Origin of the sequence: Burkholderia sp. HI2714 (genome assembly GCF_002223085.1) — a bacterium.
GTDB classification, from domain to species: Bacteria; Pseudomonadota; Gammaproteobacteria; order Burkholderiales; family Burkholderiaceae; genus Burkholderia; species Burkholderia lata_D.
This window is the reverse complement of sequence record NZ_NKFM01000007.1, coordinates 22,450-36,380: the sequence shown is the minus strand read 5'-3', so window position 1 is coordinate 36,380 and position 13,931 is coordinate 22,450. Positions and strand designations below refer to the sequence as shown.

The following is a 13,931-nucleotide window of genomic DNA, read 5'->3' as shown; positions in this document are numbered from 1 at the left end:
GGGCGGTTCCGCGGCCGGCGCCGCGGCGTCCTGCGCGGCAGCCGGTGCGACCGGCGCCGTGCCGCGCCCGACGCGGATCTGGCTTTCGTCGATCACGAAGCAGCACACGGCGACGATGTCGTCGGACGGCACGTCCGATTCGACCCACAGCGTCAGGTCGGCGCCCACTTCCTCGCGACCGACGATCCGGCCGAGGTTGCCGAGTTCTTCGGTGAGCAGCTCGCGATCCTTCGCGTCGACACCCACGAGCGTGATCTTCAGGTGCGGGCCGCCTTCGCCTGCGTCGCCCGCCGGATGCGCGGCCGCGACGGCCTGCTCGATCACGTGGTCGGGCACGCGGTCATCGCTGGCGGCCGGTTCCACGGCCGGCGCAGCCGGCGCGGCGACGGCAGCGACCGGCGCCACGGGCGCTGCGGCCGCGGCTGCCGGCGCACCCGCGCCGCTCTCGGCCTTCAGCCGTTCGAGCTTCGCGCAGATCGTCGCGGCGGCGGCCGCGTCCGGTTCGGCGCTCGCGCGGTAGTCGACGAGCTGGTCGGACAGCACGTCCTTCGTCTCCAGGAACGCGTCGACCATTTCCTTGGTCAGCGTCAGCTCGTGGTTGCGTGCGCGGTCGAGCAGCGATTCGAGGATGTGCGTCGTATCGGTCAGCGCAGAGAAGCCGAACGTCGCCGCGCCGCCCTTGATCGAATGCGCGGCGCGGAAGATCGCGGCCAGATCCTCGGGGTCGGGCGAACCGACGTCGAGGTTCAGCAGCAACTGCTCCATCTGCGCGAGCAGCTCGTCCGCTTCGTCGAAAAATGTCTGGTAGAACTGAGTGATGTCGAGAGTCATGCCCGGTCCCGGGTTGAATGCGTCGCGTGAATGTCAGGAGGCGGCCGGCTCGGACAGCGTCGCGACCAGGTCGACCAGCACGGCGGGGTCGATCGGCTTCTCGATCCAGCCGGTCGCGCCCGCGTCGCGTGCGGCGTCCTTGAACGCGTCGCTGCCTTCGGTCGTCAGCACGAGGATCGGCGTTTCCGTATAGGCGGTCAGCTTGCGCAGCGCGGCGATCACTTCCAGCCCGCTCTTGCGCGGCATGTTCTGGTCGGTCAGCACCAGGTCGTACGGCACGGTGGCCGCCAGGTCGAAGCCGGCCTCGCCGTCCGGCGCCACCGTCACGTCGTAGCCGGCCTGCATCAGCGTTGCCTGAAGCAGCGCACGCATGGTCGCGGAGTCGTCGATGGCGAGAATGGTTCGGATCATGTCTGTCTCGGAATCTCGTAAACGTCAGGGTTTCGGCACGGCGACGGCGGACGCCGCGAGCGCCGGGCGCGCTGCCGGCGCCGGGGCCAGCTGCTGCGCGAGCTGCTGCGAGCCGGCCGCATCGGCCGACAGCGTCGTGGTCGTCGCATCGTCGCGCATCAGCGCCTCTTCGGATTTGCGGTTCAGCACGATCACGCTGATCCGGCGGTTTTCCGGATCGAGCGGGTCGGCCTTGTTCAGGTTCTGCGTCGACGCGAGGCCGAGCACGCGCAGCACCTTCGCCTCACCCATGCCGCCGGTGATCAGCTCGCGGCGCGACGCGTTCGCGCGGTCGGCCGACAGCTCCCAGTTGCTGTAGCCGCCCTCGCCGCCCGCGTACGGCACCGCGTCGGTGTGGCCCTGGACGATGATCCGGTTCGGCACGTCGTTCAGCGTCTTGCCGATCTCGCGCAGGATGTCGCGCATGTACGGCTCGACGTGGTCGCTCGACATCGCGAACATCGGCCGCTTCTGCGAGTCGACGATCTCGATGCGCAGCCCCATCAGCGTGGAATCGATGCGGATCTGCTGCTTGAACTGGCGCAGCGTCGGGTTGGCCTCGATCGCGGCCATCAGCTTGATCTGCAGGTCATGCAGGCGCGTCTGCTCGAGCCGGTCCTGCGCGGCCTGCGCGGTCTGCGCCTGCGAGCGGGAATGCTCGTCGCCCATCTTCGCGAGGCGTTCGGCCAGTTGCGTCGTGCCGTCGGTGCGGCGCAGCGTGCCGGCGTCGACGCTCGACAGGTCGCGGCCGCCGCCGTTGATGATGCTGGAATCCTGCGAACTGCGGTCGCCGCTGCCGAACAGCGCGGCCTTCAGCGGCGTGTTGAAGTATTCGGCGATCCCCTTCAACTGCACCGGCGTGACCGAGCTCAGCAGCCACATCAGCAGGAAGAACGCCATCATCGCGGTCATGAAGTCCGCGTACGCGAGCTTCCATGCGCCGCCATGGTGGCCCTTCTTCGCCGGGGCCACCCGCTTGACGACGATTGCACGATCCTTGCTCTTGCTCATGGGGCGCTCCGCATCACTTCGCCTTCACGCGGCGCACGTGCTCTTCGAGCTCGGAGAACGACGGGCGCTCGGTCGAGAACAGCACCTTGCGGCCGAACTCGACCGCAATCGCCGGCGCATAGCCGTTCAGCGTCGCGAGGATCGTCACCTTGATGCACTGGAACATCTTGGTCGACTCGGCGACGCGCTGCTCCGCGAGGCTCGCGAGCGGCCCGATCAGCCCGTACGACAGCAAGATCCCGAGGAACGTGCCGACCAGCGCCTGCGCGATCATCGCGCCGAGCACCGCGGGCGGCTTGTCGGCGGACGCCATCGTGTGCACGACGCCCATCACGGCCGCGACGATCCCGAACGCCGGCATCGCATCGCCGACGCGCATCAGCGCATGCGCGGGGCCTTCGCCTTCCGCGTGGTGCGTCTCGATCTCCTCGTCCATCAGGCTCTCGATCTCGAACGCGTTCATGTTGCCGCCCACCATCAGGCGCAGGTAGTCGGTCAGGAATTCGACGATGTGACGATCGGCGAGGATCTTCGGGTATTGCGTGAAGATCGGGCTCTTTTCCGGATCGTCGATGTCGGCCTCGAGCGTGAGCGTGCCTTCCTTGCGTGCCTTCGCGAGCAGCACGTAAAGAAGCGCCATCAGCTCCATGTAGACATCCTTCGTGTATTTCGAGCCCTTGAAGAGCGTCGGCAGCACGCGTAGCGTGGCCTTGATGGTCTTGCCGCCGTTGCCGAGGATGAACGCGCCGACACCGGCACCCACGATCATCAGGATCTCGATGGGCTGGATCAGGGCGCCCAGATGCCCGCCTGCCAGCGCATAACCGCCGAAGACGGACAACAGCGTCACGAGTGTTCCCACGATAATCAGCACTGCCTGTCCCTCACGAATGACCGGCGGGGAGACCGCCGTTAAACAGGTTTACGGCAGTCGGCAGGAAAACTTTCGCGGGCGGCCAGGCGGCGGCCCGACGGTGTTTACCAGCAATTCGCAGACGATTCGCGCCACCCCGGCGCGGCCTGAACGCCCCGCCCGGCCCTGCCCGGCCGGCGCTCAGGCCGCGGCGGCGGCCAGTTCGGCGCGCGCGGCGGCGGCCTTGCGGGTCTTGCCCGCGCGCGACGGCGGCTGGCAGAGGCCGCAGACGAAACCTTGATGCGGATCATGCGCATGGGCGACGAAGTGGCCGCCGCAGCGCGTGCACGGGGTCATCTGCAGCATCCCCGAATCGAAGAAGCGCACGAGCGTCCACGCGCGCGTGAGGCTCAGCGCGGCCTCGTCGCCGGACAGGTTCACGTGCTCCTGATAGAGCCGGTACGCCTTCACGATCGACTGGATCGGCTCGCAGCGGCCGTGGTCCTGCATGAACCGGTAGATGTTGTAGAACAGCGACGAGTGGATGTTCGGCTGCCACGTCATGAACCAGTCGGTCGAGAACGGCAGCATCCCCTTCGGCGGCGACACGCCCTTCAGTTCCTTGTACAGCTTGATCAGACGGTCCCGCGACAGGCTCGTCTCCGCTTCCAGCAGCTGCAGCCGGGCGCCCAGTTCGATCAGTTCGATGGCGAGGGTGATTTCCTTCACCTCGATCACGACGCTTTTGCTTGCCATGGTGAAAACCGTCCGCTTGACGTTATTCGGATGGATGGCCAATACGCTGCCCACCGGCGCGGCACGCCGGGACAAACGCAAGGCGGGATGGATCAGCGGACGCCTTCGACCTGCTGCCCGGCCATCAGGATGGCCGAGTGGGCGTGCGCGACGACATCGCTGCGGCCCTTGTCGGCGAGCGACGAGAGCAGCGCGTGATCATCGAAGCGGAAGCGGCACAGCATCTGGTTCGACGCGGCGAGCTTCACGGTCTGTGCGAGCGTGAGGTTCCCGAGCACGTCGGCGAGTTCCTGGGAAATGCCCATGCGGAACATGCCCATCGCTTTGTCTTCCCGCAGCAGGCGTTGCGCGAGGAGGAGGTACGACAGGTTGACCTCTTTGATCTCACTGAGCATTTCGCTGGTAGCGCTCATGATTCCCCCGTTAAAGTGCTTTGGCCATTCGTGTTATGAAAACGTTTGCTCGATCAGAGCGCTCTTGGCACTCAGTCGGCTCGTTTATAGTCTTACAGGGCGAATTTTGGCTAAACGGCATTTATGCCGGTATCAGCGAAGTGGCGTATGCCGTGCAGGATTTCTCTGTAAACCGTGTAGGAATTTTTCCGACAAGGCGAATTGAAAGGTGCAAGCGGGGAAGCGCGTGGCAGCAAGGATTCGGCTGCGATGGGTCCGATGTGCCGGAAGGCTTGCCGGCAAGGCTGCCGGCAATCGGATCGGTAAAAATTATAGTGCTTTTTCACGAAGACGCAACAATAGTTGCGTCTATCTCCATTTCTGTATCCGCGCCCTTTTTATCGGGGTTTTCGCGTATTTCATCGTGTAACAAGCCTTAAGTGTTTGAAAAAACACTCGAACCCCCCAGGGCGATATCGATAATGGACTCCAATGGGCGGCGGCGCGAGCCGTGCCGGCCCGCCCCGCAGCTTGCCGTCCGGCGCCCCGCGCACCCCGCCCAGGGCACGGCCACGTACCGCCAACCGCGTACGCCGGCGAGTTCCGCAACCTTGCACGGGATCCGCATCGGCGCCCCCGCGCCCCCGGATCGAAACAGGAGAACATCCATGCGAATTGCCCAGATCGCGCCGCTTTACGAAGCCGTTCCGCCGAAACTCTACGGCGGCACCGAGCGTGTCGTGTCCTACCTCACCGAGGCGCTCGTCGATCTCGGCCACGATGTGACCCTGTTCGCCAGCGGCGACTCCGTCACGTCGGCCCGTCTCGAGGCGGCCTGGCCGCGCGCACTGCGGCTCGACCCGTCGATCCGCGATTCGATGGCGCCCCATATGCGGCTCCTCGAAAAGGTCGCCCGGGTCGCGCACGAATTCGACGTGCTGCACTTCCACCTCGACTACCTGCCGTTCCCGCTGATGTCGCGCCTCGACACGCCGTACGTGACGACGCTGCACGGCCGCCTCGACCTGCCGGAACTGCAGCCCGTGTTCGACGCGTTCCCGGACGCGCCGGTCGTGTCGATCTCGAACAACCAGCGCAAGCCGCTGCCGCAGGCCGCGTGGGCCGGCACCGTGTATCACGGGCTGCCTGACACGCTGCTCACGCCGCAACCGGGCGTGAAGCCCGAATACCTCGCGTTCCTCGGCCGGATCTGCCCGGAAAAGCGCGTCGACACCGCGATCCGGATCGCCGCGCAAAGCGGGCTGCCGCTGAAGATCGCCGCGAAGGTCGACAAGGCCGACGCCGACTACTTCAAGGAAGTGATCGAGCCGCTGCTCGGCCAGGCGCACGTCGAATTCATCGGCGAGATCAACGAGGCGCAGAAGCCCGCGTTCCTGTCCGGCGCGAAGGCGCTGCTGTTCCCGATCGACTGGCCGGAGCCGTTCGGCCTGGTGATGATCGAGGCGATGGCCTGCGGCACGCCGGTCGTCGCGTTCAACCGCGGCTCGGTGCCCGAAGTGATCGAGGACGGCGTGACCGGCTTCATCGTCGAGGACGTGCAGGGCGCGGTCGGCGCGCTGCACCGGATCGACAGCCTGTCGCGCACCGCCATCCGCGAACGTTTCGATACGCGCTTCAGCTCGAAGGCCATGGCGCAGCGGTATGTCGAAACTTACGAATCGCTTTGCACGGGAGCCCGTCAACCGGCATTGCGCCGGGTCGCCGGCGCCTGACACGGAATTCCGCAAGGAAATATGCCGTAATCCAATCCGCGCCGAAATTGGCGCGGATAACAAAAGAGCCGCATCTCGATGCGGCTCTTTTGTTTGGGCTTTCGGTCATTCGATGAGGAAACGGTCGCGGTTTTTACCGACGATCCAATTCGGCGGCTTGCCTCGCCCGCTCCAGGTCGCGCCCGACTTCGGATCGCGGTATTTCGGGGGCAGCGGCGCCTTCTTCGGCGGACGCCCGCGCTTCGCTCGCTCCGCGAAGCCCAGATCCTGGGCAGTCAGCCCATATTCGGCAATCTTTTGCTGGACCTCCGCAATCACCGCCGCCACTTCCTGGCGGCGCACATCGTCCGCCTGGGCCTGCAGATCGGCGATCTGCGCCTTGAGTTTCGCGTATTGAGACATTTTTTGACTCCCCTTTTCGATGATGCGGCCCCGGCGAATCCGGCCGGGACACCAACATCCGTTACGCCATCCGCACTGCCGCCCTGCCCTTTGAAATGAATGCTGTCATCTTTAACCGATTCGGCTATATCGAGAATGCGGACTTATTCTAATAAAAGGCATTCGTCAGCCATTCAAATTTAACAATCGTTGACCCTCCCCGACCCGATTCATTTCCTATAATCCAGACCAATTCCGGATGACGATTTAAATCCGTCGCGTCGTCCGGTTGTCTTCAATCCACTTGAACGAGGTCCTTACATGAATCTTTCTCAGCGTCTCGCTGCAGAGGTATTCGGCACGTTCTGGCTGGTGCTCGGCGGGTGCGGAAGCGCCGTGCTGGCCGCCGCCTTTCCGGGCCTCGGCATCGGCTTTGCCGGCGTCTCGCTTGCCTTCGGCCTGACTGTGCTGACGATGGCATTCGCAATTGGCCACATTTCGGGCTGCCACCTGAATCCGGCAGTGAGCGTCGGCCTGACGGTCGCCGGCCGCTTCCCCGCACGCGATCTCGTGCCGTACATCGTCGCGCAGGTGGTCGGCGCGACGCTCGGCGCATTCGTGCTGTACCTGATCGCGACCGGCAAACCGGGCTTCGACGTCGTCGGCAGCGGCTTTGCGACGAACGGCTTCGGCGAACGCTCGCCCGGCCACTACGCACTCAGTTCGGCGTTCATTTGCGAAGTCGTGATGACGGGCTTCTTCCTGTTCGTGATCCTGGGCGCCACCGACAAGCGCGGCGTGCCGGCCGGCTTTGCGCCGATCGCGATCGGTCTGTGCCTGACGCTGATCCACCTGATCTCGATCCCGGTCACCAACACGTCGGTGAACCCGGCCCGCTCGACCGGCCCCGCGCTGTTCGTGGGCGGCGATGCGATCGGTCAGCTCTGGCTGTTCTGGGTGGCACCGATCATCGGCGCGGTACTCGCCGGGATCATCTATCCGCTGGTCGCGGGGCGTGACGACGCCGTCGACCTGCTGCCGGCATCGGCTCGCACAAGCGAATAAAACACTACGGGGTCAAGCGAGCAGAGCAGCGAGCCTCACGCTGTCAAAGAAGATCGAGGCAGGTAATTTCGACGGGCGCCACTGGCGCCCGTTTTTCATTTCCGCCCCGGCAGGACGTTCAGGATGCGGCGACGTTGTCTTCGAGCGAGAACAGCGTGCGCAGGTGGCGGGCGACGCCCGCGTCGAAGTTGTTGCCGATCCGCGGGATGTGCGGCAGCCGCGCGACCAGGTCGGGATTCGCGTTGTTCATCATGAACGCGTGGCCGGCGGTTTCGAGCAGGTCGATATCGTTCATGTTGTCGCCGAACGCGATGCAGTGGCCGGTGTCGACGCCGAGCCGTGCGAGCACCGAGCGCAGCGCGCGGCCCTTCGACACGTTCGCGGTCATCACTTCGAGGCAGTCGGGCAGCGAGTACGTGACGTACAGCGCATCGCCGAAGCGCACGCGCATCTGCTCGGCGACGACCGCCAGATCAGTCGGATCGCCGATGTACAGCACCTTCGCGATATCCGCGCCGTCGTGCGCGGGCATGTCGATCACGTCGTAGCGGAAGCCCGAATCCTGGTGGAATTCGAGCAGGTGCGGCGCATCGCGGTCGATCAGCCAGCCCTGGTCGGTGAACAGGTTGACGATCACGCGGCCGTGCGCGCCGACGACCTCGGGCTGCACGAGGCCGCGGACGATCGCCGGATCGATGTCCTGCGCGTGGATCGTCGTGTCGTCCGGCGCATGCACGCGCGCGCCGTTCGACGTGATCAGGTACGGCCGGATGCCCAGCACGTCGCGAATGCCGGCGACGTCCGCGTAATGGCGCCCGGTGGCGATCACGAACTGCAAGCCGTCGCGGTCGAGCCGCCGGACGGTATCGATCGTGTACGGATCGAGCTGGTGGTCGCTGTTCAGCAGGGTACCGTCGAGATCGGTGGCGATGACTTTGTACATGGGACGGAAGAATGGCGCTCAGGGCTCTGCGGAACGGCCATTTTAACGTCGTGCCCGGTTGCCCGCCGGACGGTTCCCGGTCGATTGCCGCCAGCGGCGCGGTTGCGGTGCGCCTTCCTCCCGCCTCGACACGCCGTCAGCGCCCCTCCGCCGCCCGCAGCGCCTGCAGCGCGAGCCGCAGCGCGCCGTGCGCGGAATCGTCGAGCGGCGCGCGCAGCCGGGCGGCATGGCGCGCCGGCACGGCCGGTGCGAGGGCGTCCGCCAATCCGCCGCACAGCGCGACCGGCAGTGCCTGCTGCGGGTCGAGCGCGTCGATCATCTTGCCGATCTCGTCGCCCGCCTGCGCGATCAGCGCGCCCCCGACCGGATGCGAACGATGCGCGAGCACGATCGGCGCAAGCCGCGCGTAGATCGTCTGGTTCGCGTCGCACGACCACTGGACGAGCGCGTCGCGATCCTGGGCGCCCGTTTCCGCGAGCAGCGCGTTGGCGAACGCATCGCGCGGCACGCGGCCGTCGAGCGCCTGCTGTGCATACGCGAGCGCGCGCACGCCGAGCCATGCGCCGCTCGCCTCGTCGCCGGACGGGAAGCCGAAGCCGCCCGCGATCCGGCACGCGCCGGCCGCATCGAGCGCCGCCGCGATGCTGCCGGTGCCGAGCGCGACGATCAGCCCCGGCGCGCCGCCGTGCGCGCCGACGACGGTCGTATACGCGTCGCTCTCGACCGCGAGCGCGCCGAGCGGTGCCTGCGCGCGGAACGCGGCCAGCCACGCCGCATTGTTGACGCCCGCGAGCCCGCAGCCGAGCGCGCACTGCGACCAGTCGAATGCATAACCGGCCTGGGTGAACGCATCCGCGCAGGCCGCGCCGATCGACGCCCACGCGCGCTCGATGCCGAGCCCGAGCCCCGACGGGCCGCCGCGCCCCTGCGCGAGCTCGCGCCCGTGCCGGTCGGCCAGCACCGCGCGCGTGCCCGTGCCGCCGCCGTCGATGCCGATCGCAAAAAGTAATGCCGCCATGCCTTCATCCCGCTGATTCGAACAGGCGCCAAGCTTAACCGGATCGGCGCCGCGCGCCCATCTGCCGTTCGGCCGGCTGTTCCGTGAAAAGGGCTTCCGCTATGCTGACGCGATCGAATCGATACGGAAAGCGAGGCAGACGATGTCGCAGCGGTGCAACTGGGTGAAGACGGAAGCGGATGCTCACTATCACGATACCGAATGGGGCGTGCCGTCGCACGACGATCGCCACCTGTTCGAAATGCTGATCCTGGAGGGCGCGCAGGCCGGGTTGTCGTGGTCGACGATCCTGAACAAGCGCGCGGGCTATCGCGAAGCCTTTGCGGATTTCGACGTCGATGCCGTCGCGCGCTTCACGCCGAAGCGCATCGAGAAGCTGCTGGAGAATCCCGGCATCGTGCGCAACCGCGCGAAGGTCGAATCGGCGGTCACCAATGCGCGCGCCGTGCAGCGCATCCGCGAAGAGCACGGGTCGCTCGCCGCGTTCCTGTGGTCGTTCGTCGGCGATACGCCGGTCCAGAACGCGTGGCAGTCATACCGCGACGCGCCCGCGTCGACCGAACAGTCCGACGCGCTCAGCAAGGCGTTGAAGGCGTATGGCTGCAAGTTCGTCGGTTCGACGATCTGCTATGCGTTGATGCAGGCCACCGGCATGGTCAACGATCACGAAGTTGGCTGCCCGTGCCACGCGCAATGCGCGGCGCTTAGCGGCAAGCAGCCCGCACGCCGCCGCAAGGCGGGCTGACGGCGCGGGCGTCCGCCAGCGGCCCGTCGCTCACCGCGGCCCTGCGCCGGTTACCCCGTCCGCGCACCGCTCACGAAGCGTGGCGCGACGCGCATCGCCTCATCTCGCGGCGCGCGACGACGCCGGTGCAACCGCCCGCGTGCCGCGCGCGGCCCGCACGCGGGCGCTACGCTTCTTCACCCAGATGCAGATGCCCGTCACGCTCAGCATCGCGATGACGATGCCGAGCACGCTCACCGCGGCCCGCCCCGCGACGCCGGCGATCCGCCCCGAGTGCAACGGAAACTGCGCCTGCATGAACAGATCGCCGGCCGAACCGCGGCCCGGCACCTGGGCGGCGACGGGCTTGCCGGTCACCGCATCCCAATAGAGCCACGCATTGCCGAGCCCGACGTCGCCGTGATCGTTGCCGGGCGTGAAGAACCCGACCGCATAGGCATTCATCGCCGGCGCGAACAGCAGCGCGCCGGGCGGCGCGGCGAAACCCGCGTCGCGCCCGGCCGCGCGCGCGATCTCGACGATCCGCTCGCGCGGCAGCATCTTGCTGCCCGGCGCGGCGGGCGGGAAGTGTTCGGGATCCGTGTACGGCGTCTCGGCCAGCGGCGACACCAGCGATACCAGCGGCCGCACGACGGGCACGGCGAGGTTCATCGAGATCGACGTGATCGCGACGACCAGCAGCAGCCCCCACACCCACACGCCGCCCGAGCGGTGCAGGTCGAACACCAGCGGATAGCCGCCGCGCCGCACGCGGAACGCGAACGACTTGCGCCAGCTCTTCGGGTTCGGAAACGCGAGCACGAGCGCGATCAGGCAATCGACCGCCCACACGATGCCGACGACGCCCATCACCCAGAACCCGAAGTTGATCCCGCCATACACGGGCAGGAACAGCGAGTAGTGCAGCCGGTAGATGAACGGCATCAGGTCGAGCCGCGCGACCGACAGCGCGCCCCATTCGCGGCGGCCCTGCACCGCGCCGGTCGCGGGATCGACGGCGATCTGGCTGAAGTCGAGCGCGTACGGCTGGCCGGTCGCCGGATCGGTGCGCGGCATCACGCCCGCCTGCAGCGTGTGCCCCGGCTCGATCGCGAGCGGCAGATACGTCACCTGGACGCGCGGGTCGGCGGCCTCGATGCGCGTCGCGAGTGCGAGCGGATCAAGCGGCGCCGCATCGCTGCGGGCGGTGTAGAAGTCCGGGTTCAGTGCCGCGTCGAGCTCGTGATCCCACGCGATCAGCGCGCCGGTGAGGCCCGCGACGAACAGGAACAGCGCGATCGCGAGGCCGAACCAGCGATGCAGGCGGACGAGAAACGGTCGCAGGAACGCATTCATCGCGCGCACCGAGAAGAAAAAGCGGGCCGGCACGAGCGGCCCCGGTTCAACGGGATGCTGGTCATTTAAGGTCAGGCGCCGCGCACGAGCCGGCCGGCCGGCCGCCGCTGGCGAGGCCGGATGCCCTTGCACGCGGCATGGAATTGTTGCGCGTTCGACGGGTTTTGATACGATGCGCAACATTTTATCGCAATGAGAATGATTCTTACTTGCATTTTTACTTACCCACCATGACCGTCAGCCTCGCCCGCCCTCCCGTCCGCCCCCATCGCGTGGCCGCCGCCCTTGCCTGCCTTGCCGCGTCGCTCGCGCACGCGGACGATTCGCCCGGCGGCGCCACGGCGTTGCCGGCCATCAACGTCACCGCTGCGCATGATTCGCCGCAGCACCTGACCGACACGATCTCCACCGGCGCGCTCGGCACGCGCCGCCAGCTCGACACGCCGTTCTCCACGACGATCGTCACGTCGGAGGAGCTCGAGGCGCGCCAGCCGTACAAGCTCGGCGACGTGTTCGCGAACGACGCATCGGTGTCCGACAACAGCGGCGCGTACAGCGCATGGGCCAGCTACATGACCGTGCGCGGCATGCAGCTCGACTGGCAGAACGGCTACAAGATCGACGGGCTGCCGTTCGTCACGTACGGGATCACGATGCCGTACGAACAGCTCGACCGCGTCGAGCTGTTGAAGGGGCTCGGCGGGTTCCTGTACGGCTTCGTGACGCCCGGCGGCGTCGTCAACTACGTGACGAAGCAGCCCGGCGTCGAACCCGTGCGCAGCGTCGACGTCGGCTACCGGAGCACCAACGTGTGGACCGAGCACGTCGATCTCGGCCAGCGCTTCGGGCCGAACGGCATGTTCGGCGCACGGCTGAACGCGACGCACGAGGAAGGCAAGACGTACAACGACGGCAACATCCGCCGCGACAGCGTCTCGCTCGCGCTGCAGGCGAACCTGACGCGCGATCTGTCCGTGACGTTCGGCGCGCTGTACCAGGACCGCCGCACGACGGGCCAGACGCCGTCGATCTTCACCGGCAGCTACCCGGGCGGCGCGCTGCCCGCGACGATCAGCGGCGGCACGACGAACCTCGGCGGCAAGGACCAGTACCTGAACACGAACCTGCAGCTCTACACGGCCGGGCTGCAATACCAGCTCGCGCCCGACTGGCAGCTCGACGTCGCGTACAGCTACAGCAAGGCGACGCGCCGTCGCAACGAAAGCACGCTGTACCTGCAGGACGCGGCCGGCAACTACACCGACAGGCGCTACGTCGGGATGGAGGACCACCGCTTCAGCCAGTGGCGCGCGATGGTCGAGGGCAAGGTTCGCACGGGACCGTTCAGCCACCAGATCGTGCTCGGCGCGTCGTGGCAGAAGCAGGCGAACGACTATTCGGCGAACAGCGTGTTCGTGCCGCTCGGCGCCGGCAACCTGTATGCGCCGAACCCGACCCGCTACGACAGCCCGCACGGCTTCATCCAGTACCGCACGAGCGAGATCGTGCAGAAGTCACTGTTCGCGAGCGACACCGTGCAGCTCACCGACCGCTGGTCGGTGCTCGCCGGCGTGCGCTACATGAACTACGAGCAGCGCTCGTTCCAGGCGAGCGGCGTCGAGGATCCCGGCTACCGCCAGAACGGCGTGGTGACGCCGACGTTCGCGGTGATGTTCAAGCTCGCGCCGACCACGACCGCTTACGCGAGCTACGCCGAATCGCTCGAGCCCGGCAGCCGCGTGAACGACGTCTACGCGAACGCCGGCCAGGTGCTCAAGCCGTTGCGCAGCAAGCAGTACGAGCTGGGAATCAAGAGCGAGCACGCACGCTGGAGCGCGACGGCCGCGCTGTTCCGCATCGAGCGCAGCGCCGAGTATGCGAATGCCGCGAACGTCTACGTGCAGGACGGCGAATCGATCATCCAGGGGATCGAGTTCGGTGCGCGCGCGAAATTCGGCGTGCGCTGGAACGCGGGCGTCGACGCGATGCTGCTCGACGCGTGGTATGCGAACGGGATCGGCAACAACGGCAACCGTGTCGCGGGCGCGCCACGTTTCGTGCTCGCCGGCGACATCGGCTACGCGGTGCCGGGCGTGCCGGGGCTGACGCTCGGCGTCGACGCGAAATTCACCGGCGCGACGCCGCTGCGCGCGGCCGGCGGCCTCGACGCGCCGGGCTTTCTCGTCGTCAATGCGGGCGCGCGCTACCTGACGCGGGTCGGCCGCCACGACGTGACGCTGCGCGCGTCGATCGACAACGTGCTGAACCGCCGTTACTGGGAATACCAGTACGCGGACTACGTAAAGCCGGGCGACCCGCGCACCGTGAGCCTGAGCGCGAAGATCGACTTCTGAACGGTGGGCCGGCGGCCGCAAACCGCCGGCCGTCAGCCATTACCCGGAACGGCTGCCCCGCCAC

General features: G+C 67.1%; 14 protein-coding genes. 4 read left to right on the top strand and 10 right to left on the bottom strand.

All coding sequences use genetic code 11. From position 1 onward, the window contains the following. The 6 genes from CFB82_RS01230 to flhD form a co-directional block, all read right to left on the bottom strand. Window positions 1–831: Hpt domain-containing protein (locus CFB82_RS01230; RefSeq protein WP_179255362.1), on the bottom strand; the 831-nt coding region annotated here is incomplete at its 3' end. A 33-nt stretch (window positions 832–864) separates the two neighbouring features. Next, a complete protein-coding gene (locus CFB82_RS01225) occupies window positions 865–1,242 on the bottom strand; it encodes a response regulator (protein WP_011350594.1) in 378 nt (125 codons plus the stop codon). 24 nt (window positions 1,243–1,266) lie between these two features. After that, window positions 1,267–2,292 carry a flagellar motor protein MotB gene (motB, locus tag CFB82_RS01220; protein WP_069246858.1) on the bottom strand — a complete coding sequence of 342 codons (1,026 nt, stop codon included), beginning with the start codon at window positions 2,290–2,292 and terminating at the stop codon, window positions 1,267–1,269. Window positions 2,293–2,305: 13 nt separating this feature from the next. Next, window positions 2,306–3,166, bottom strand: coding sequence for a flagellar motor stator protein MotA (gene motA, locus CFB82_RS01215; protein ID WP_069246857.1), 861 nt, complete (start codon window positions 3,164–3,166; stop codon window positions 2,306–2,308). Between the two features lie 180 nt (window positions 3,167–3,346). Next, on the bottom strand, window positions 3,347–3,901 hold the full coding sequence (flhC, locus tag CFB82_RS01210) for a flagellar transcriptional regulator FlhC (protein ID WP_011350591.1): 555 nt from the start codon (window positions 3,899–3,901) through the stop codon (window positions 3,347–3,349). Window positions 3,902–3,993: 92 nt separating this feature from the next. After that, window positions 3,994–4,314, bottom strand: coding sequence for a flagellar transcriptional regulator FlhD (flhD, locus tag CFB82_RS01205; protein WP_027788649.1), 321 nt, complete (start codon window positions 4,312–4,314; stop codon window positions 3,994–3,996). 647 nt (window positions 4,315–4,961) lie between these two features. Between flhD and CFB82_RS01195 the strand changes: the two genes are divergently transcribed. Then, on the top strand, window positions 4,962–6,026 hold the full coding sequence (locus tag CFB82_RS01195; protein ID WP_089483245.1) for a glycosyltransferase family 4 protein: 1,065 nt from the start codon (window positions 4,962–4,964) through the stop codon (window positions 6,024–6,026). Between the two features lie 105 nt (window positions 6,027–6,131). On the opposite strand, the gene CFB82_RS01190 is transcribed toward CFB82_RS01195, so the two are convergent. Further along, window positions 6,132–6,428 (bottom strand): H-NS histone family protein, encoded by a 297-nt coding sequence (locus CFB82_RS01190; RefSeq protein WP_021162849.1) that lies wholly within the window; start codon window positions 6,426–6,428, stop codon window positions 6,132–6,134. Between the two features lie 300 nt (window positions 6,429–6,728). Here CFB82_RS01190 and aqpZ point away from each other — a divergent pair, with 300 nt between their 5' ends. Then, on the top strand, window positions 6,729–7,472 hold the full coding sequence (gene aqpZ / locus CFB82_RS01185; RefSeq protein ID WP_069246855.1) for an aquaporin Z: 744 nt from the start codon (window positions 6,729–6,731) through the stop codon (window positions 7,470–7,472). A gap of 118 nt (window positions 7,473–7,590) precedes the next feature. Here aqpZ and CFB82_RS01180 read toward each other — a convergent pair whose 3' ends face one another. Continuing rightward, window positions 7,591–8,415, bottom strand: coding sequence for a Cof-type HAD-IIB family hydrolase (locus CFB82_RS01180; RefSeq protein WP_089483244.1), 825 nt, complete (start codon window positions 8,413–8,415; stop codon window positions 7,591–7,593). Between the two features lie 136 nt (window positions 8,416–8,551). Continuing rightward, window positions 8,552–9,433 (bottom strand): BadF/BadG/BcrA/BcrD ATPase family protein, encoded by an 882-nt coding sequence (locus CFB82_RS01175; RefSeq protein ID WP_089483243.1) that lies wholly within the window; start codon window positions 9,431–9,433, stop codon window positions 8,552–8,554. 142 nt (window positions 9,434–9,575) lie between these two features. Between CFB82_RS01175 and CFB82_RS01170 the strand changes: the two genes are divergently transcribed. Further along, window positions 9,576–10,178 (top strand): DNA-3-methyladenine glycosylase I, encoded by a 603-nt coding sequence (locus tag CFB82_RS01170; protein ID WP_089483242.1) that lies wholly within the window; start codon window positions 9,576–9,578, stop codon window positions 10,176–10,178. 99 nt (window positions 10,179–10,277) lie between these two features. Here CFB82_RS01170 and CFB82_RS01165 read toward each other — a convergent pair whose 3' ends face one another. Continuing rightward, window positions 10,278–11,513, bottom strand: a complete 1,236-nt coding sequence (locus CFB82_RS01165; protein ID WP_089483246.1) for a PepSY-associated TM helix domain-containing protein — start codon at window positions 11,511–11,513, stop codon at window positions 10,278–10,280. Between the two features lie 230 nt (window positions 11,514–11,743). Between CFB82_RS01165 and CFB82_RS01155 the strand changes: the two genes are divergently transcribed. After that, window positions 11,744–13,867: a TonB-dependent siderophore receptor gene (locus CFB82_RS01155; RefSeq protein ID WP_089483241.1), complete on the top strand. Its 2,124-nt coding sequence runs from the start codon at window positions 11,744–11,746 to the stop codon at window positions 13,865–13,867. The last annotated feature ends 64 nt before the right edge of the window (window positions 13,868–13,931 follow it).